At 70.7% G+C, this 19036-nt stretch carries 17 protein-coding genes and 1 pseudogene; 15 read left to right on the top strand and 3 right to left on the bottom strand.

Going from position 1 to position 19036, the window contains the following annotated elements; genetic code table 11:
- The first annotated feature begins 110 nt into the window (after positions 1–110).
- From cyoA to scpA, 6 genes are all read left to right on the top strand, one after another.
- Positions 111–1340: a ubiquinol oxidase subunit II gene (gene cyoA / locus AC3IF3_RS24160; RefSeq protein ID WP_489230578.1), complete on the top strand. Its 1230-nt coding sequence runs from the start codon at positions 111–113 to the stop codon at positions 1338–1340.
- A 95-nt stretch (positions 1341–1435) separates the two neighbouring features.
- Positions 1436–3436 (top strand): cytochrome o ubiquinol oxidase subunit I, encoded by a 2001-nt coding sequence (gene cyoB / locus AC3IF3_RS24155; protein WP_243973703.1) that lies wholly within the window; start codon positions 1436–1438, stop codon positions 3434–3436.
- Between the two features lie 4 nt (positions 3437–3440).
- Positions 3441–4073, top strand: coding sequence for a cytochrome o ubiquinol oxidase subunit III (gene cyoC, locus AC3IF3_RS24150; protein WP_489230577.1), 633 nt, complete (start codon positions 3441–3443; stop codon positions 4071–4073).
- The gene (gene cyoD / locus AC3IF3_RS24145; protein WP_489230575.1) at positions 4070–4474 is read left to right on the top strand and encodes a cytochrome o ubiquinol oxidase subunit IV; all 405 of its coding nucleotides are present in this window, start codon (positions 4070–4072) and stop codon (positions 4472–4474) included. The genes cyoC and cyoD overlap by 4 nt, the downstream gene beginning before the upstream one ends.
- Before the next feature lie 74 nt (positions 4475–4548).
- Positions 4549–5286: an SURF1 family protein gene (locus AC3IF3_RS24140; protein WP_489231360.1), complete on the top strand. Its 738-nt coding sequence runs from the start codon at positions 4549–4551 to the stop codon at positions 5284–5286.
- Positions 5287–6414: 1128 nt separating this feature from the next.
- The gene (scpA, locus tag AC3IF3_RS24135) at positions 6415–8580 is read left to right on the top strand and encodes a methylmalonyl-CoA mutase (RefSeq protein ID WP_489230574.1); all 2166 of its coding nucleotides are present in this window, start codon (positions 6415–6417) and stop codon (positions 8578–8580) included.
- A gap of 129 nt (positions 8581–8709) precedes the next feature.
- Here scpA and AC3IF3_RS24130 read toward each other — a convergent pair whose 3' ends face one another.
- Positions 8710–9819, bottom strand: coding sequence for an alpha/beta hydrolase (locus AC3IF3_RS24130; RefSeq protein ID WP_489230572.1), 1110 nt, complete (start codon positions 9817–9819; stop codon positions 8710–8712).
- 217 nt (positions 9820–10036) lie between these two features.
- On the opposite strand from AC3IF3_RS24130, the gene AC3IF3_RS24125 reads away from it, so the two are divergent.
- On the top strand, positions 10037–11671 hold the full coding sequence (locus AC3IF3_RS24125; protein WP_489230571.1) for an alpha-D-glucose phosphate-specific phosphoglucomutase: 1635 nt from the start codon (positions 10037–10039) through the stop codon (positions 11669–11671).
- 150 nt (positions 11672–11821) lie between these two features.
- Here the strand turns inward: AC3IF3_RS24125 and AC3IF3_RS24120 are convergent, their stop codons facing one another.
- Positions 11822–12301: a GNAT family N-acetyltransferase gene (locus AC3IF3_RS24120; RefSeq protein ID WP_489230570.1), complete on the bottom strand. Its 480-nt coding sequence runs from the start codon at positions 12299–12301 to the stop codon at positions 11822–11824.
- 197 nt (positions 12302–12498) lie between these two features.
- Here AC3IF3_RS24120 and AC3IF3_RS24115 point away from each other — a divergent pair, with 197 nt between their 5' ends.
- The 3 genes from AC3IF3_RS24115 (at position 12499) to rpsD (ending at position 15307) form a co-directional block, all read left to right on the top strand.
- On the top strand, positions 12499–13782 hold the full coding sequence (locus AC3IF3_RS24115) for a DUF2252 family protein (protein ID WP_489230569.1): 1284 nt from the start codon (positions 12499–12501) through the stop codon (positions 13780–13782).
- Between the two features lie 20 nt (positions 13783–13802).
- Positions 13803–14498, top strand: a complete 696-nt coding sequence (locus AC3IF3_RS24110; RefSeq protein WP_489218564.1) for an MgtC/SapB family protein — start codon at positions 13803–13805, stop codon at positions 14496–14498.
- A 191-nt stretch (positions 14499–14689) separates the two neighbouring features.
- Positions 14690–15307: a 30S ribosomal protein S4 gene (rpsD, locus tag AC3IF3_RS24105; protein WP_243973712.1), complete on the top strand. Its 618-nt coding sequence runs from the start codon at positions 14690–14692 to the stop codon at positions 15305–15307.
- Positions 15308–15373: 66 nt separating this feature from the next.
- On the opposite strand, the gene AC3IF3_RS24100 is transcribed toward rpsD, so the two are convergent.
- Positions 15374–15682, bottom strand: a complete 309-nt coding sequence (locus AC3IF3_RS24100; RefSeq protein WP_489230567.1) for a hypothetical protein — start codon at positions 15680–15682, stop codon at positions 15374–15376.
- A gap of 156 nt (positions 15683–15838) precedes the next feature.
- On the opposite strand from AC3IF3_RS24100, the gene AC3IF3_RS24095 reads away from it, so the two are divergent.
- The 5 genes and pseudogenes from AC3IF3_RS24095 to AC3IF3_RS24075 all read left to right on the top strand — a co-directional run bounded on the left by AC3IF3_RS24095 (position 15839) and on the right by AC3IF3_RS24075 (position 18971).
- Positions 15839–16192 (top strand): DUF2293 domain-containing protein, encoded by a 354-nt coding sequence (locus AC3IF3_RS24095; protein ID WP_489230565.1) that lies wholly within the window; start codon positions 15839–15841, stop codon positions 16190–16192.
- A gap of 83 nt (positions 16193–16275) precedes the next feature.
- Positions 16276–16485: a TOBE domain-containing protein gene (locus tag AC3IF3_RS24090; RefSeq protein WP_243973715.1), complete on the top strand. Its 210-nt coding sequence runs from the start codon at positions 16276–16278 to the stop codon at positions 16483–16485.
- 85 nt (positions 16486–16570) lie between these two features.
- On the top strand, positions 16571–17632 hold the full coding sequence (gene tsaD / locus AC3IF3_RS24085; protein WP_243973716.1) for a tRNA (adenosine(37)-N6)-threonylcarbamoyltransferase complex transferase subunit TsaD: 1062 nt from the start codon (positions 16571–16573) through the stop codon (positions 17630–17632).
- Positions 17629–17931: pseudogene (locus AC3IF3_RS24080) on the top strand (GNAT family N-acetyltransferase); the annotation flags it as partial. The gene tsaD and the pseudogene AC3IF3_RS24080, both read left to right, overlap by 4 nt.
- 47 nt (positions 17932–17978) lie before the next feature.
- On the top strand, positions 17979–18971 hold the full coding sequence (locus tag AC3IF3_RS24075) for an NAD(P)H-dependent glycerol-3-phosphate dehydrogenase (RefSeq protein WP_489230564.1): 993 nt from the start codon (positions 17979–17981) through the stop codon (positions 18969–18971).
- Positions 18972–19036: the final 65 nt, after the last annotated feature.

Raw genomic sequence — 19036 nt, 5'->3', positions numbered from 1 at the left:
GCCGCGGCAGCGGCATGGCAGAGCGCCGCACTCGCGGCATGGCAGAAGCGCCGCATTCGCGGCATGGCAGAAGCGCCGCATTCGCGGCATGGGATGACGAGACGCGTGCTGTGACCTCCACGACCCATCGACCGGACAGGACCGACACCGTGCGAGCCCGGGGCGGTCGCGGGCGGCGCCTCCTGTCGCTCCTCGCCCTGCCGCTGCTGACGCTGCTCGGCGGCTGCAACTTCGTGGTGCTGCACCCGGCCGGCTACGTGGCCGAGCAGCAGCGCAACCTCGTGCTAGCCGCCACCGGGCTGATGCTCCTGATCATCGTGCCGGTGATCGCCTTCACGTTGATCTTTGCGTGGCGCTACCGGGCGACCAACGCGGACGCTGTCTACGATCCCGAATGGCACCACTCGACGCAGCTCGAAGTGCTGATCTGGACGGCGCCGCTGATGATCATCATCGCGCTCGGCGCCCTCACCTGGATCGGGACCCACACCCTCGACCCGTTCCGGCCGCTCAGCAAGATCGACCCGAAGCGCGACGTCCCGGCCGGCACCCAGCCCCTCGAGGTCGAGGTGATCGCCATGGATTGGAAGTGGCTGTTCCTCTACCCGCAATACGGGATCGCCACGGTCAACGAGCTCGCCGCGCCGGTGGACCGGCCGATCCAGTTCAAGATCACCGCCACCGACGTGATGAACACGTTCTACGTGCCGACGCTGGCCGGCATGGTCTACGCGATGCCGGGAATGCAGACCCAGCTCCACGCGGTGATCAACCGCGCGGGCGCCTACGAGGGCCGCTCGGCGCATTACAGCGGCGCCGGCTTCTCGAACATGTTCTTCAAGTTCCACGGCCTGACCGATGACGCCTTCGGTCAGTGGATCGCCAAGGCCAAGGCCGAGGGCGGCGAGCTCAGCCAGGAGGCCTACCTCAAGCTCGAGGAGCCGAGCGAGGCCGAGCCCGCGCGCTACTACAAGTCCTACATGAAGGGCCTCTACGACCGGATCATCGGCATGTGCCCCCGGCCCGACCAGATGTGCGTCGGCGAAATGGCGAAGATCGACGCCCAGGGCGGTGCCTCGGGCGAGGAGGCGGAGGCGAACTACAAGCGGCTGCAATACGACAACCGCCTGGCGGAGCGCGGCGTCGAGGGGCCCGGTGCGACGACCCCGGCCTCGGGGACCGGCCCGCACGGGCAGACGCAGCCTCAGGGCATGCGGCCGCGGCCCGACATGGGCAACCCGGATTCCCGCGGGAAGACATCGCCCGAGGACCAGGGCAAGGGCTCCGGCGAGGGCCAGAGCGAGGGCGGTCAGATCGCGCCCAAGCAACTGAACCAATGACGCAGATGAACCAAAGACGACATCGCTCCCCGGAGAGCGAGCCTTACACCGTATGACCGGCGGTCGCCGTCGAACCCACTGAACGGGCCGATCCCATGTTCGCAAATTTGGACTTACAGCAGCTGATCCTCGGGCGGTTCACGTTCGAGCAGATCCCCTACCAGGAGCCGATCCTGCAGGGGACGTTCGCCGGCGTGGCGGTGGTCGGTCTCGCCGTGATCGGCGTCATCACCTATTACCGCTTCTGGGGGCCGATGTGGCGTGACTGGATCACGTCGATCGACCACAAGAAGATCGGCATCATGTACTGCATCTTCGCGGCGGTCATGCTGCTGCGCGGCTTCGCCGACGCGATCCTGATGCGCTCGCAGCAGGCCGTGGCGTTCGGCTCGGAGCAGGGCTTCCTGCCGCCGCACCATTACGACCAGATCTTCACCGCCCACGGCATGATCATGATCTTCTTCGTGGCGATGCCGTTCGTCACGGGGATGATGAACTTCGCCGTGCCGCTGCAGATCGGCGCCCGCGACGTCGCCTTCCCGTTCCTGAACAACTTCAGCTTCTGGATGACGGTGGCCGGCGGCATGCTGGTCATGGTCTCGCTGTTCGTCGGCGAGTTCTCCCGGGCGACCTGGCTCGCCTACCCGCCGCTCTCGGAGGCGTCCATGAGCCCCGGCGTCGGCGTCGATTACTACATCTGGGCGCTGCAGATCGCCGGCATCGGGACCCTGCTCTCAGGCATCAACCTGATCGCCACGATCGTGAAGATGCGCGCGCCCGGCATGACCATGATGAAGCTGCCGATCTTCGTCTGGTCGTCCCTGTGCACCAACATCCTGATCGTGGCCGCCTTCCCGATCCTCACGGCCGTCCTCGCGATGCTGTCGCTCGACCGCTACGTCGGCACGCACTTCTTCACGAACGACCTCGGCGGCAACGCCATGCTGTACTTCAACCTGATCTGGATCTGGGGCCACCCGGAGGTCTACATCCTGATCCTGCCGGCCTTCGGGGTGTTCTCGGAGATCACCTCGACCTTCTGCGGCAAGCGGCTGTTCGGCTACACCTCGATGGTCTACGCGCTGGTGGTGATCACCATCCTCGCCTACCTCGTGTGGCTGCACCACTTCTTCACCATGGGCTCGGGCGCGGACGTGAACTCGTTCTTCGGGATCACGACCATGATCATCTCGATCCCCACGGGGGCGAAGATCTTCAACTGGATGTTCACCATGTACCGCGGCCGGATCCGGTTCGAGGTGCCGATGCTGTGGGTGGTGGCGTTCATCGTCACCTTCGTGATCGGCGGCATGACCGGCGTCCTGCTGGCGGTGCCCCCGGCCGATTTCGTGCTGCACAACTCGCTGTTCCTGATCGCCCACTTCCACAACGTGATCATCGGCGGCGTGCTGTTCGGGATGTTCGCCGGCGTGACCTTCTGGTTCCCGAAGGCCTTCGGGTTCAAGCTCGACGAGTTCTGGGGCAAGGTCGCCCTCGTGTTCTGGGTGACCGGGTTCTACGTCGCCTTCATGCCGCTCTACGTGCTCGGCCTGATGGGCGTGACCCGGCGCATGCAGCACTTCGACGACCCGTCGCTGCAGATCTGGTTCGTGATCGCCGCCATCGGCGCCGCGCTGATCGCCTGCGGCATCGCCTCGCAGATCGTCATGTTCGTGGTCTCGATCCGCAACCGCGACAAGCTTCGCGACCTGACCGGCGACCCGTGGGGCGGCCGGACGCTGGAATGGTCGACCTCCTCGCCGCCGCCGGACTACAACTTCGCCTTCACCCCGGTGGTCCACGATTCCGACGCGTGGTGGGACATGAAGAACCGCGGCTTCGCCCGGCCGATGCAGGGCTACAAGCCGATCCACATGCCCAAGAACACCGCCACCGGCGCGATCCTGGCGGGCCTGAACTTCGCCTTCGGCATCGCCATGATCTGGTACGTGTGGTGGCTGGCGGCGCTCAGCTTCCTGGCGATCTTCGTCGTGGCGATCGCCCATACCTTCAACTACAAGCGTGACTACTACATTCCCGCCGACACGGTCAGTCGGACGGAAGGTCAGCGGACACGCGAACTGGAGATGGCGTGATCCGATGATGCACGCGGAGACTGCACCCCCCGGCGCCGCGGCGCCGGTCTTCTACCAGACCGACGAGGAGGGCCATCACTCCGAGGGCTCGACCATGCTCGGGTTCTGGCTCTACCTGATGAGCGACTGCCTCATCTTCGCGACGCTGTTCGCGACCTACGGGGTGCTCGGCCGCAGCTACGCGGCCGGGCCGACCCCGAAGGAGCTGTTCGACCTGCCGGGCATCGCGGTGAACACCGCCATGCTGCTGTTCTCGTCCATCACCTACGGCTTCGCCATGCTGGAGATGGACCGGGACCGGGTGAAGCAGACGCAGATCTGGCTGGCGGTGACCGGCCTGTTCGGCGCGGCTTTCGTGTTCCTGGAGATCCGGGAATTCGTCCACCTGTTCCATGAGGGCGCACCGCCCTGGCGCAGCGCCTTCCTGTCGTCGTTCTACACCCTGGTGTCGACCCACGGCCTGCACGTCTCCATGGGCATCCTGTGGCTGATCGTGCTGATGGTGCAGGTGCGCAAGTACGGGCTGATCGTCGAGAACAAGCGGCGGCTGATGTGCCTGTCGATGTTCTGGCACTTCCTCGACCTGATCTGGATCGGCGTCTTCACCGTCGTCTACCTGATGGGAGTGCTCGAATGAGCGCCGACGCACACCACCTCACCGGTCACGGTCAGGACACGCACGATTCCCACGCCCATAGCGGCGGCGGGCACGGCACCGTCCAGAGCTACATGACGGGCTTCGCCCTGTCGGTGATCCTGACGGTGATCCCGTTCTGGCTGGTGATGGGCAACGTGCTCGACAACAGCCTCGTCACCACCCTGGTGATCCTGGCACTCGGCGGCGTCCAGATGGTCGTGCACGTCATCTACTTCCTGCACATGAGCACGAAGTCGGAGGGCGGCTGGACCTTCATGGCGCTGATCTTCACCATCACGCTCGTGGTGATCATGCTCTCCGGCTCGGTGTGGGTGATGTACCACCTCAACCACAACATGATGCCGATGGATGCCCACGACGTCATGAACAACGCCCGCTGAGCGGGCGTGCGGACGTGACCCCGTCGGGGTCGGCGGGGGGCTCCGGTGCGGGCCCCTCCCCGGCCCCGTTCTCGTTGCGGCGCCGCATCGTGTTTGGTGTCGCGGCGGCCCTGGTCTGTGTCGTCCTGCTCGGCCTCGGCACGTGGCAGGTGGAGCGCCGGGCGTGGAAGCTCGACCTGATCGCCCGGGTCGACGCCCGGGTCCACGCGCCGCCCGTGCCGGCCCCCGGCCCCGCCGACTGGGCGCGTGTCGGCCCTGACGACGCCTACCGGCATGTCCGGCTCTCGGGCAGCTTCCTCCACGACCGCGAGACCCTGGTCCAGGCGGTCACCGAGCGCGGCGGCGGCTTCTGGGTGCTGACGCCGCTGCGCCGCCCGGATGGCAGCCTCGTCCTGGTCAACCGCGGCTTCGTGCCCGGCGAAAACCGGGACCCGGCGCGCCGTGCGGCCGGGCAGGCCGCGGGCGAGGCCACGGTCACCGGCCTGCTGCGGCTGACGGAGCCGAAGGGCGCGTTCCTGCGCTCCAACGATCCCAAGGACGGCCGCTGGTACTCCCGGGACGTGGCCGCCATCGCGGCCGCCCGCGGCCTGAGCGATGTCGCCCCCTACTTCGTGGACGCCGACGCGGCGCCCAATCCCGGCGGCCTGCCGGTGGGCGGCCTCACGGTGATCGCCTTCCCCAACAACCACCTCGTCTACGCGATCACGTGGTACGGGATGGCGCTGATGCTCGCAGGGGCTCTGGTCTACGTCCTGCGGGGCGCACGCAGGCAGGACGGGGTTTCCAAAGGGCGCACGCCCTTTGGCGGGTGATCAGGGCAGAGCCCTGATGCTGGGGGCGCAGCGCGCTCTTGTAGAGCCCTGCGAGAGGTCTCGATCCAGCACTCTCAAGGGGTTTGGGCCGGGTCCGGGAAGCATCGCCCGGGTCTCTCCCTCCCCCCTCTGCGGGGGAGGGTGGCCCCCGAAGGGGGTCGGGAGAGGGGAGCGACGGTGCAAGACTAAACGCCGGCCTTCATGAAGTCCGCGCCTCTTCCGGAAGCCGGGTTCCCCTCTCCCGACCCCTGCTGACGCAGGGGCCACCCTCCCCCGCAGAGGGGGGAGGGACTGCAAGCAGCACGCCGCCCTTGACAACATTCCTATTTTGTGCTCATTAGCCGCCACCTGTCCGCGGCGGTCCGGGAGCGATCCCGGTCCGTCCTTCGGGGGCCCGCCCGGTGGCTGACCGGGCGGGTCCGGGGACGGGGCGGTGCCCGCGTCGGTGGCTCTCAGCCGCCATCGCCCCGGGCGGCGTGACCGATACGGGGCGTGTCTCGGATCCGGGCGGAGAAACACCGGGCCAACCCGGCGGGGCTGCGGAAATGCCCCCGCGCCGACCCTCCTCTGGGCCGACCCCAAGGGACCTGCGGACCCGTCCATTACGAGACGGGCAAACGGCTGGAAGGCCACAGACTCACTGCGGGTTCCGGAGGTGCGTGCACCTCGTCCGAGACCGTCTGCAGAGACGTCGCAGGATCGGGCGCGCTGAAAAGCACCGCGACGAGAAAGACGGCACCGGCCGGGGCCCACGCCCGGCCGATGCCGCGGGCGCCGCGGGGATCGGATCCCGCGCGTTCTCTCACCACCTGGGTTCCCGCGGCGTCCCGCGTCCCGCGTGTTGCTTCTTGGGCCATGCCCCCGGCGCCGCGAGGCGGGTGGGGACGATGGCGCGTGTCCGGAACCACGGCCTCGCGTCCGCGCCGAGACACGTTCTCCTGCCCGGGCAAGCCCCGGGATCGCCAGGGGGAAGCGCGCCGGGTCGGTGCCCGAAACATCCGACAACACCGTGAACGGGCTGGGTCCCGGGCCTCCTGAAATCAGACCGTCCGGCTCGACCACAAGGGAGTAGCCCGCCTCAAGCGCGTCCCTATAATGGCATGACAAACGCCACAACGAGTCAACGCCATGACCTCCCGGATCCCGAACTTCGCCGACATCCCGCTCGCCGGCGAATCGCTCGCGGTCGCGGCGCCCGTTCTGGGCGAGCCCTGGATGACGCCGGAGGGGATCCCGGTGAAGGGCCGCTACGGGCCGGAGGATCGCGCGGGCATCGAGTTCCTCGACACCTATCCCGGCCTCGCGCCGTTCCTGCGCGGCCCCTACCCGACCATGTACGTCACGCAAGCCTGGACGATCCGGCAGTACGCCGGCTTCTCCACGGCCGAGGATTCGAACGCCTTCTACCGGCGCAACCTCGCGGCCGGGCAGAAGGGCCTGTCGGTGGCCTTCGATCTCGCCACCCACCGGGGCTACGATTCCGACCATCCCCGGGTCTCCGGCGATGTCGGCATGGCGGGCGTGGCGATCGACTCGATCTACGACATGCGCACGCTGTTCTCCGGCATCCCGCTCGACGAGATGACCGTCTCGATGACGATGAACGGCGCGGTGCTGCCGATCCTCGCCCTCTACATCGTCGCGGCGGAAGAGCAGGGCGTGCCGCCGCAGAAGCTTGCCGGCACGATCCAGAACGATATTCTCAAGGAATTCATGGTCCGCAACACCTACATCTATCCCCCCAAGGGATCGATGCGGATCATCTCGGATATTTTCGCCTATACCTCGAAAAATATGCCGAAGTTCAATTCGATCTCGATCTCCGGCTACCACATGCAGGAGGCCGGGGCGACGAACGACCTGGAACTCGCCTACACGCTGGCCGACGGCGTCGAGTACATCAAGGCGGGGCTGGCCGCCGGGCTGACCATCGACCAGTTCGCCCCGCGTCTGTCGTTCTTCTGGGCGATCTCGACCAACTTCTTCATGGAGATCGCCAAGATGCGGGCCGCGCGCCTGATCTGGGCCAAGCTCGTGAAGGGGTTCGACCCGAAATCCGAGAAGTCGCTGGCGCTGCGGACCCATTCGCAGACCTCCGGCTGGTCGCTCACCGCCCAGGACGTGTTCAACAACGTCACCCGCACCAACATCGAGGCGATGGCGGCGACGCAGGGCGGCACGCAGTCGCTCCACACCAACGCCCTCGACGAGGCGCTGGCCCTGCCCACCGACTTCTCGGCCCGGATCGCCCGCAACACCCAGCTGTTCCTGCAGCAGGAAAGCGGCACCACCCGGATCGTCGATCCCTGGGGCGGCTCCTACTACGTGGAGAAGCTCACGGCCGACATCGCGGCCCGCGCCTGGGAGCATATCTGCGAGGTCGACGGGCTCGGCGGCATGGCCAAGGCGATCGAGGCCGGCATCCCCAAGCTGCGGATCGAGGAGGCGGCCGCCCGCGCCCAGGCCCGGATCGATTCCGGCCGCCAGACCATCGTGGGCATCAACAAGTTCAAGGCCGACGACGACATGGCCATCGACCTCCTGCGGGTCGACAACGGCAATGTCCGCCGCCTCCAGATCGACAAGCTCAAGCGCCTGCGCGCCGAGCGCGACGAGGCCGCGGTCACGGCCCGGCTCGAGGCGCTCACCCGGGCCGCGGACGGCGACGGCAATCTGCTCGAACTCGCCGTCGAGGCGGCCCGGACCAAGGCGACCGTGGGGGAGATTTCCGAGGCCCTGGAGAAGGCCTGGGGCCGGCACCGCGCCGAGATCCGCTCGATCTCCGGCGTCTACAAGCGCGAGGTGGGGGGCATGTCGCCTGTGGTCGAGGAAGTCCGGGCGCTGGTCGAGGCGTTCGAGGAGAATGACGGCCGCCGGCCGCGCATCCTGGTCGCCAAGATGGGCCAGGACGGGCACGACCGCGGCCAGAAGGTGATCGCCTCGGCGTTCGCCGATCTCGGCTTCGACGTGGATATCGGGCCGCTCTTCGCCACCCCGGCCGAGGCCGCCCGGCAGGCGGTGGAGAACGACGTGCACATCGTCGGCGTCTCGTCGCTCGCCGCCGGCCACCTCACCCTGGTGCCGGAGCTGAAGGCGGCGCTCACCGAGCAGGGCCGCGACGACGTGATGATCGCCATCGGCGGCGTGATCCCGCCGGGGGATTACGAGGCGCTGCGGGCCGCCGGTGCCGCGGCGATCTTCCCGCCCGGCACGGTGATCGCCGAGGCGGCCGTCAACCTGATCCGGGCGCTGAACGAGCGGCTGGGGTATGGGGCCCGGCAGGCGGCGGAGTAGGCGGTCCCTTTCATCCTCGCCCTCATCCTGAGGTGCCGCACCGCAGGATGAGGGGATGGAGTTGGAGGCTCAGAAGGAGCGACCTGCGGTTGCCGCGCCCGGGATCAAGGCGCGGCGAACGAGAAGCCGTCAGTTCAGCGCCTGCGGATCCGCCTCCGTGAGGAACGCCCCGACCGCGTGGAGGAACTGCATGCGGTTCTTCTCCATCATCACCGTGTGGGTGCCCTCCCCCAGTTCGACGAAGCGCTTGTAGGGGGCGTGCGTGAGCTTGGTGAAGTATTCCTGGGCCTGGTAGCTCGGCAGATCCGCGTCCCACTCGGCGTGGATGATCAGCACGGGGACGCGGATGTCGCCCGGGTCGTAGAGCGGCTTGCCGGCCTGCCAGTACGCCTTCGAGTCGGCGACGACGCCGTTCGGCGCGCGCAGGACCGGCGGGGTCTGCTTCGCGCCGACCGGATCGGTGGCGAAGGTCGCGTCGGCCCAGAGATCGAACCAGCCGGGCGGGATCAGGTCGGCCGTCTTGTCCTCGGGCACGCCGGTCAGCCAGCGCGCCCGGGCGCTGTCCCGGCTGACGCTGCGATAGGCGCCGAGCGGCCCGTTGCCGCCGATCAGGGCCGGCGTGCGCGCCAGCCATTGCGGCGCATAGAGAACGAGCCGGTTGACCCGGTCGTTGTGGGTGCTGGTGTAGAGGCCCATGGTCGAGGTCCCCCAGGACCAGCCCATCAGGTCGATTCTTTCGACGCCGCGCCGCTTGGTGATGAAGTCCACGACCTGTCCGACAACCTTGGCGGAGTCGGGGGTCCGCATGAAGGGCGCGTTGTCCGAGGCCGGCGCGTCCATCGCGGCCGGGCGTCCCGACAGGCCGTAGCCCGGCAGGTCCACGAGGTAGACGTCGAACCCCAGCCCCGCGAGATAGTCCATGGCCGACATCCCGCCGAGCGGCAGGTCGAAGGCGGTGGAGGCCGGATAGGTCGCGCCGTGGACGTAGAGCAGGATCCGGTCGCCCGGGAACCGATCGATCCCGGCGGGGCGCTTGTTGCGCACGTAGATCTCGACGCCCGGCTCGCTCCAGGGCAGGCGGAATTCCTCCGTCTCCAGCCGGCCCGACGGGGCCGCCGCCGCGACCGGCGCGGCCGCCACCGCCATCCCGGCGGCGAGGGCTCCGACGAGGTGGCGGCGCGGCAGGCCCCTGACCGGCTGCGCCCCACCCGGCGGCGTCTGCTGTGATCTGTCCGACATGGCGTTCTCCCGTCCGCCTTGGCCGGCGGCTCGACCGATTCAACCCACCGATGCCGGCCGGCGCAACGCCCCGGGGCGCGGGCCGGCCGACAGGCCGCCGGTTCCGTCGCCCGATCCGGTCAAAGCGCGTGAAAAATACCCGCCCCTGTCGCCGGAACGCGTGACGCCGCGCCTCCGGGCGGGCATGGAGGCGGGAGATCCCGGGAGACGCCCGCCCATGACGACTCCGACCACCGTCACGACCACCCCCTTCCCCGACCAGAAGCCGGGCACCTCCGGCCTGCGCAAGAAGGTGCCGGTGTTCCGGCAGCCGAACTACGTCGAGAACTTCGTCCAGGCGATCTTCGACACCCTGCCCGACAAGGCCGGCGCCACCCTCGTGCTCGGCGGCGACGGCCGGTTCCTCAACCGGGAGGTGGTCCAGACGACGCTGCGGCTGGCCGCCGGCAACGGCTTCGGCCGGGTCCTGGTCGGGCAAGGCGGCCTGCTCTCGACGCCCGCCGCCTCGTGCGTGATCCGGAAATCCAAGGCGCTCGGCGGCATCGTCCTGTCGGCGAGCCACAACCCGGGCGGCCCGGAGGGCGATTTCGGCATCAAGTTCAACGCCGCCAACGGCGGCCCGGCACCCGAATCCGTCACCGACGCGATCTTCGCGCGGGCCAGGGCGCTGACCGAATACCGCCTCGTCGAGGCCCCCGACCTCGACCTCGATACCCTCGGCGAGACTAAGCTCGGCGCCATGACGGTGACGGTGATCGACCCGGTGGCCGATTACGCGGCGCTGATGCGCACGCTGATCGACTTCGACGCGGTGTCGCGCCTGTTCGCCTCCGGCTTCCGCATGCGCTTCGACGCCATGAGCGCGGTGACCGGCCCCTACGCGACCGCGATCCTGGAGGGCATGCTCGGCGCGCCTCGGGGGACGGTGGTCAACGCGATCCCGAAGGAAGATTTCGGCGGCCACCACCCGGATCCGAACCCGGTCCATTGCCACGACCTGTTCGAGCTGATGCAGGGTCCCGACGCCCCGGATTTCGGCGCCGCCTCGGACGGCGACGGCGACCGCAACATGATCGTGGCCCCGGGCCTGTTCGTGACGCCGAGCGACAGCCTCGCGCTGCTGGCCGCCCACGCCCACCGGGCGCCGGGCTATGCGGGCGGGCTCGCCGGCGTCGCGCGCTCCATGCCCACCAGCCGCGCCGCCGACCGGGTCGCGGCGGCTTTGGGCATCCGGGCCTACGAGACGCCCACCGGCTGGAAGTTCTTCGGCAATCTCTTGGATGCCGGGCTGATCACCCTGTGCGGCGAGGAGAGCGCCGGCACCGGCTCGAACCACGTGCGCGAGAAGGACGGGCTCTGGGCGGTGCTGCTCTGGCTCAACATCCTGGCGGCCACGGGCGCGCGCGCCGACGCCCTGGTGCGGGCGCATTGGCGGACCTACGGCCGCGACTACTACGCCCGCCACGACTACGAGGAGGTGGATGCGGACGCCGCTAACGGCCTGATGGACGCGCTCCGTGAAAAGCTCGCCGGGCTGCCGGGGACCCGGATCGGCGACCTCACGGTCTCGACCGCCGACGAGTTCGCCTATCGCGATCCGGTGGACGGCTCGCTGACCGAGCGCCAGGGCATCCGGATCGGCTTCGCCGAGGACGCACGCGCCGTGTTCCGGCTCTCGGGGACCGGCACCGCCGGGGCGACGCTGCGGGTCTATCTGGAGCGCTACGAGAACGCCCCGGACCGGCTCGACCTGCCCGTGGCCGAGGTCCTGGCGCCGGTCGTGGCCGCGGCCCGAGCCCTTGCGGAAACCGAGCCCCGCACCGGCCGGGCCGAGCCGAGCGTGGTGACCTGAGGGGCAAGCTGTCCTGGCGCCGCAGGACGTGGACCTGCCGTCCGTGCGGGCGGAGCGAACCCATCCGGCCGCGCTTCGCTCAGTACGGGCGCGCCGCCCTGGGCCCCTTGGCTGCCCTCGCGACGACGGCGGGATCGATCGCCGAGCCGCTCACGCCAAGTCCCTGACCATATGCACGGTGACGTCGTCGTCCCGGGTCCGGCCCGGGCCGTCATAGGGTTCCTCCCGCTCCACCCGGTAGCCGAGCGACCCGTAGAGGCGCAGATTCGCGACGTATTTTTTGTTTGTGTAGAGCCTGAGCCGCGCAAGCCCCGCCCCGGCGGCGATCGACTCGGCCAGTCCCAGGAGGCGGGTGCCGAAGCCCCGCCCCTGGAAGGCCGGATGCACCGCCACGTTGACGACCAGCAGGTGGTCGCCCTCCCCCGTCGTCTCGATCAGCGCAGCCAACGCGTCGCCGACCTGCAGAAGGTCGAAGCGGTGGTGCCGGAGGGCGTCGCGGTAATCCGCCCGCATCGGCGTCGGCAGGCGGCCGATCACCGGGATCCACTTGGTGTAGGCCGCCTCGACCAGCGCCCGGATCGCCTCCGCGTCCGCTGGCGCCCCGCGCCGGATCGCGACCGTTCCATCCATCCTGAATCCCCCGGTGGTTGACCCGGACGCGTCCATCCCCTGAAGGCCCGCCCGTCGATGGGCTCCGCGTGGGTCCACGTCGCGTTCCACGCGCACCCGTGTCGGCGGTCCCGGGTCGCGAACCCGCTCCGCCCCTGTGAAAGGGAATTTAGTGTCGGATGGGGAAACCGTCTTCGAGATGACGGTTTCATGACACCGTGGCCGCCGAGGCGGCTGCCGACCCCGCCGCGCGGCAATGCGGCGCCCATCATGCACGAGAGCCCACACGCGCGATGAACATCCATGTCCGGTCCGATGACGGCCGTGAGGCCGAGCTGTTGCGGAGCCGGCGCCTGTGCAAGATCGCGGCCTCGCCGCTCGCCTATGTGCGCGGCTCGACGGCCCGGTTCTACGAATGGGTGGCGCAGTTTCCGCCCGGCACCCTGCCAGAGGGGCCGCCGGTCTGGATCTGCGGGGATTGCCACCTCGGCAACATCGGCGCCCTGGCCGATGCCGAGGGTCGGGTTCGGATGCAGATCCGGGATCTCGACCAGAGCGTCGTCGGCAACCCGGCCTTCGACCTCGTCCGGCTCACCCTCTCCCTCGTGACGGCCGGACTCACGGCACCGCTGTCCGGCCTCGTGGTCGCGCGGATGATCCGGGCGATCGCCGAGGGCTACGCCGCGGGCCTGTCCGATCCGGACGAGACCGGCGTCCCGGACGCGGATTCGGTGATCGTTGCCACGACCCGTCGCCTCGCCCATGGCCGGCGCTGGCGCCACCTGTCGAAGGAGCGGCTGCGGGGTAAATCCGCACGGCTTCCCCGGGGCAAGCGCTTCCTCGATCTCCAGCCCGGGGAGCACGCGGGGGTCGAGGCGCTCCTGCGCGAACCCGCCTTCGCCCGGCGGGTCCTCGGCCTCGACGCGGAAGCGCGGATCGACCTCGTCGATGCCGCCTTCTGGATCAAGGGCTGCAGCTCGCTGGGCCGGATGCGCCTCGCGGCCCTCGTCCGCATCGAAGGCGCACACGACCGGGCGCGGGTGGCGCTGATCGACGTGAAGGAGGCGGTGCCGCATCTCGCGCCGCTGGTGCCCGGCGCCACGATCCCCGTCGATCCCGCGCACCGCGTCGTGGCGGGCGCCCGGGCCCTGTCCCCGGCGCTCGGCGAGCGGATGATTGCCGGGCACATCGGCGCGACCCCGGTGATCGTGCGCGCCCTGCTGCCGCAGGACCTCAAGATCGTCGCCGAGCAGTTCTCCAAGGGCGAGGGCGTGCGCGTGGCCAGAAGCCTCGCCGTCGTGGTCGGCCGCGCCCACGGCCGGCAGCTCGCGCCGGAGGCGCGCGCCGCGTGGCGGCGGCAGGTCGAGGAGGGGGGCTGGGACGGGCCCGCCCCGCACTGGCTGTGGTCGTCCGTCACGACGCTGATGGGCCTCCATCAGAGCGGTTACCTCGATCATTGCCGCGACGTCGCCCGCGACGAGCGCCTCGCGCCCTTCCTCTAGATCGGCCTTCCTGTCCCGCCATGCTCGCCGACCCGACCATCGAGACCTTCCTCATCCGGCTCGCCCTGAGCTTCGGCGCGGCCGCCCTGCTCGGGTGGAACCGCGAGGAGCTCGGCCACCCCGCCGGCCTGCGCACGCACGTGCTGATCTGCGTCGCCGCCTGCACGGCGATGCAGCTCGGCAACTGGCTGCTCGTGGAGACCGGCCAGACCGGCAATGGCCTGTTCAAGCTCGACCTGATGCGGCTCGCGCAGGGCGTCCTAGCCGGGATCGGCTTCATCGGCGCCGGCACGATCCTGAAGCAGGGCAACATCGTCCGCGGGGTGACGACGGCGGCGACCGTCTGGCTGGTGACCGTGATCGGCCTGTGCTTCGGCGCCGGGGCCTGGCGGCTCGGCCTGTGCGCCACCGGCGCGACCCTCGCCACCCTGCAGGGGCTGGGATGGGTCGAGCGGGCGCTCAGGCAGCGCAGCTACGGCACGATGACCGTCGCGTTCGACCCCCGCACGACCTCCCACGCGACGCTCCTGAAGGTCCTCGCCGGTGCCGGCCTCGGGATCCGCTCGCGCGTGCTGGAGGCGGATGCCGAGGCGGCAAGCCTGCGCTGCATCGGGGCCTACCGGGGGAGAGAGGCGGCGGCGTGGTCCCTGGGCCTCGTCGAGCGCCTGCGCGGTCTGCCCGGCGTCGGGCGGGTGACCTGGGAGGAGATGGGCTGAGCGGGCGGCGGTTGACCCAGCGGCGCGCCTCCCGTATGGAACCGGCCGTCGACGGGGCTCCTCAACGGGGCCCCGTCGCGTTTTCACGCGCACCCGTGGGCGGGATCCTCCCGCCCTGTCGTCCCGGACCGTGAGCGTCCGGGAAGAGGAGGGCGCGTTCCTCAATCTCGATACCGAGAGGACGCGAATACATGTCGAAGCGGATTCAGGCGAAGCACAAGCTCGACCGCCGCATGGGCCAGAACATCTGGGGCCGCCCGAAGAGCCCCGTCAACCGCCGCGAATACGGCCCCGGCCAGCACGGCCAGCGCCGCAAGGGCAAGATGAGCGACTTCGGCACGCAGCTGCGCGCCAAGCAGAAGCTCAAGGGCTATTACGGCAACATCACCGAGAAGCAGTTCCGCCGCTACTACGCCGAGGCGATCCGCCTGCGCGGCGATTCCGGCGAGAACCTCGTCGGCCTGCTCGAGCGGCGCCTGGACGCCGTGGTCTACCGGGCGAAGTTCGTGGCGACCCCGTTCGCGGCGCGCCAGTTCGTCAACCACGGCCACGTCAAGGTCAACGGCGTGCGGGTCAACATCCCGAGCTACCAAGTGAAGGCCGGCGACCTGATCGAGGTCAAGGAATCCTCCCGCCAGCTCGAGATCGTCATCGTGGCGAGCCAGCTCCCCGAGCGCGACGTGCCGGACTACATCGAGGCCGACCACGCCAAGATGACCGCCCGCGTCACCCGCATCCCCAGCCTGTCCGAGGTGCCCTACCCCGTTCAGATGGAGCCGAACCTCGTCATCGAGTTCTACTCCCGCTAAGGTCTCCCCGGAGATGATCGCCACGGAGGGGCTGCCCGGATCGGGCGGCCCCTCCGCGTTTCGGGCTCAGCAGCCGTGGCAGATCGAGCCCATCGTGTTGCGCATCCGGCCGTCCCAGGCCTTCGAGCGGGCCTCCGCGGCCTTCTGGGCCTTGATCATCTCGGCCTCGTTCACGGGCGTCGGCGGAGCCGCGGGAGAGGCGGGGGGCGGCTTGGTCTGCCCCGTGGCCGTGAGGCGGCGACCGCCGGCCGGGGCCGCGTTCGGCACCGTGTTCGCGCCTGCGCCCGGGGCGACGCTGGCAACCGGGCTCTGCGCCAGGGCCGGCGCCGTCCCGAGCAGGAGGCCCAGGATCACCGCGTGACGAAGAACTGCCATGGACCTGCTCTCTCCCCGGCGGGGGATCGTTCGTCGCCCCCGCCTTCTTCTCCGGGTGACCTTAACCGATCCGCGTGATGAAATCATGCGGCCCGCAGGATCGCATCCCGCAGGTTTGCACCCCGCAGGATCGCCCCCCGGACGACCGCACGCCCGATGAACGATGTCCCGTCGCCGCCCGTGAACCGCCGCGAGGCCGTGGCCGATGCCCTCGCCCACCTCGCCCCGCGCCTGCCTGACTTCGAGGCCGATTCCGTCCTCGGCCGGGCGCTGGCGAGCCCGGGCCTGCGCGGGGCCACCCCCGGGACCGCTGCACGCCTCGCCCTCGTCGCCTATGCCCGCCACGTCTTCACCGACTACGACGACCTCCTGGCGGAGGGCTACGACCGGGACAGCGCCCGGCACTTCGTCCTCGACGACCTCAACGCCGCGCTCGCCGCCTGGGGCGCCGCCCCCGTCCCGGAGGCCGACCCGGAGGCGGGGGGCGACCCGGAGGACGACCCGCGCTGAACCGGTCGCGCCGGACGCCGTCATGCTGTAGGAACCGCCCCCGAAGCCGCCCCCCGGGCGGTTCGCGGAGTTCGGGCCAGAGCATGAAGATCAGCGCGCGCAACGTCATCAAGGGCACCGTCGTGTCCATCGACAAGGGGGCGACCACGGCCCACGTGAAGATCGAGATCAGCCCCGGCCAGGTGGTGACCGCCTCGATCACCAACGAATCGGTCGACGCCCTCAAGCTCGTCGCGGGCGGCCCGGCCTACGCGGTGATCAAGGCCTCCGACGTGATGGTCGCCGTCGACTGAGCGGCCCCGGCACCGGGCCGGCATTGCACCGGCCCGGTGCCCGGACTACGCCGTCCCGGCAGGCCGCTGACAGAGGGGACGCCCCGTGAAGACCGTGCTCGGCATCGAGACCACCTGCGACGAGACCGCCGCCGCCGTGGTCTCCATCGACGAGGATGGCGTCGGGCAGATCCGCGCCAACGAGGTGCTGAGCCAGATCGCCGAGCACGCCGCCTATGGCGGCGTCGTGCCCGAGATCGCCGCCCGCGCCCATGTCGAGGTGCTCGACCGGCTGATCGCCCGCGCCCTCGACCGGGCCGGGATCGGCTTCCCCGACCTCGACGGGATCGCGGTGGCGGCCGGGCCCGGGCTGATCGGCGGCGTGCTGGTCGGCCTCGTCACCGCCAAGACCCTGGCGCTGGTGACCCGCAAGCCCCTGCTCGCCGTGAACCACCTGGAGGCCCACGCGCTCACCGCGCGGCTGACCGACGGGATCGCCTTCCCCTACCTCCTGCTCCTCGCCTCGGGCGGCCACACCCAGCTCGTGGCCGTGCGCGGCGTCGGCGATTACGTGCGCCTCGGCTCCACGGTGGACGACGCCATCGGCGAGGCCTTCGACAAGGCCGCCAAGCTCCTGGGCCTCGGCTATCCCGGCGGCCCCGAGGTCGAGCGCATGGCCGAATCGGGCGACCCCGAGCGCTTCGCCCTGCCCCGGCCGATGCTCGGCCGGCGCGAGGCGGATTTCTCCCTGTCGGGGCTCAAGACCGCCCTGCGGATCGAGGCCGAGCGGATTGCGCCACTCGCCGAGCGCGACGTCGCCGACCTGTGCGCGGGCTTCCAGGCCGCCGTGGTCGACGTGGTGGTGGACCGCGCCCGGGTGGCGCTGCGGGCCTTCTCGGGGGTCGCCGGCCGGCCGACCGCCCTGGTGGCGGCCGGCGGCGTCGCGGCCAACGGTGCCATCCGGCGGGCGCTGGCGGCTTTGGCCGGGGAGGCGGGCCTGGACTTCGTGGCCCCGCCCCTGCCGCTCTGCGGCGACAACGGCGCCATGATCGCCTGGGCCGGGCTGGAGCGCCTGCGGCTCGGGCTCGTGGACGACCTGACGGCGCCGGCCCGGCCCCGCTGGCCGCTCGCCGCCGACCCGGCCCGGGACGCGGTCCCGGCCGGATGACCGACGCGGACCGGCGCGCGCAGTGGCGGGACCTGGTCGCGCGCCGCCTGCCCGGGGCCGCCCGCCCGGACTGGCCGGTGCGGCTGGACCATTGCTTCGCCCGCATCCTCCTCGACAACGCCTGCGGCGGCCCCTGGCGCGACCATGTCCGCCCGCCCGCCCACGCCAACATGCCGCTGGATCGGCTGGAGGCGGCGATCGCCCTGGGCGAGGCGGTCCTCGACGGGACCGCCGATCTCGCCCTGTTGAATCGGCGCTCCCTGGCCTGGCGCGGCAAGATCGCCGGGGCGGCGGGCCCGCCGCGCGGCCAAGCGCCCGACCGGCTCGACCTCACCGGGGAGGCCCCATGAGCGCACCGATCAACGTCGTCGGCGGCGGCGCCTGGGGGACGGCGCTGGCCAACGCCGCCGCGGCCGCCGGACACCCCGTGACCCTGTGGCTGCGCGACCCGGAGGCCGCGGCCAAGCTCCAGGCCGAGCGTGAGAATCCGCGCTATCTGCCGGGCGTGCCGCTCCATGCCCGGATCCACGCGACGGCGCTCTCCGAAACACTCGCCGGCGCCCGGGCGACCCTGCTGGTCGTGCCGGCCCAGACCGTGCGCGGCGTGCTCGAGGACCTGCGCGGGCCCCTCGCCACGGCCGGTCCGGTGATCCTCTGCGCCAAGGGGATCGAGCGCGGCAGCGACAGCTTTCTGAGCGCGGTGGCCGAGGCGGTCCTGCCGCCGGGAACACCGGTGGCGGTCCTGTCCGGCCCGAGCTTCGCGGCCGACGTCGCCCGTGGCCTGCCCACCGCCGTGACCCTGGCGGCGGCCGATCCCGGCCTCGCCGCGTCGCTCTGCGCCCTGCTCTCGGGCCCGAGCGTCCGGCTCTACCACACCGACGACGTGCGCGGCGTCGAGATCGGCGGCGCCGGCAAGAACGTGCTGGCCATCGCCTGCGGGATCGTGGCGGGACGGGGGCTCGGCGAGAGCGCCCGGGCGGCCCTGATCGCCCGGGCCTTCGCCGAATTGATGCGCTTCGCCCGGGCCTTCGGCGGCCGGCCGGAGACGCTGATGGGGCTCTCGGGCCTCGGCGATCTCGTGCTCACCGCCTCCTCGCCGCAATCGCGCAACTTCGCCTTCGGGCAGCGGCTCGGTGCCGGGGCGGCCCCGGCGGAGGCCGCCGGCGGCAAGCTCGCCGAGGGCGCCTTCACGGCGGCGGCGCTCGCCGGATTGGCGGCGGCCCGGGGGATCGAGATGCCGGTGGCCCAGGCCGTCGCGGCGATCGTGTCGGGCCGGGCCGGCGTCGAGGACGTGATCGCCGGCCTGCTCGCCCGGCCGCTGCGCGGCGAGACCGATTAGGGTTCCCGAAGGTCCGGGACCCCGTGTGGGGCCCGGGCCGCCCGGGTGGCGACGCGGGGGCTCCG

The organism is Methylobacterium sp. J-118 (assembly GCF_057836565.1).
Note: the sequence above shows the minus strand (reverse complement) of the source record. Positions and strands in the feature narration are given on the sequence as shown.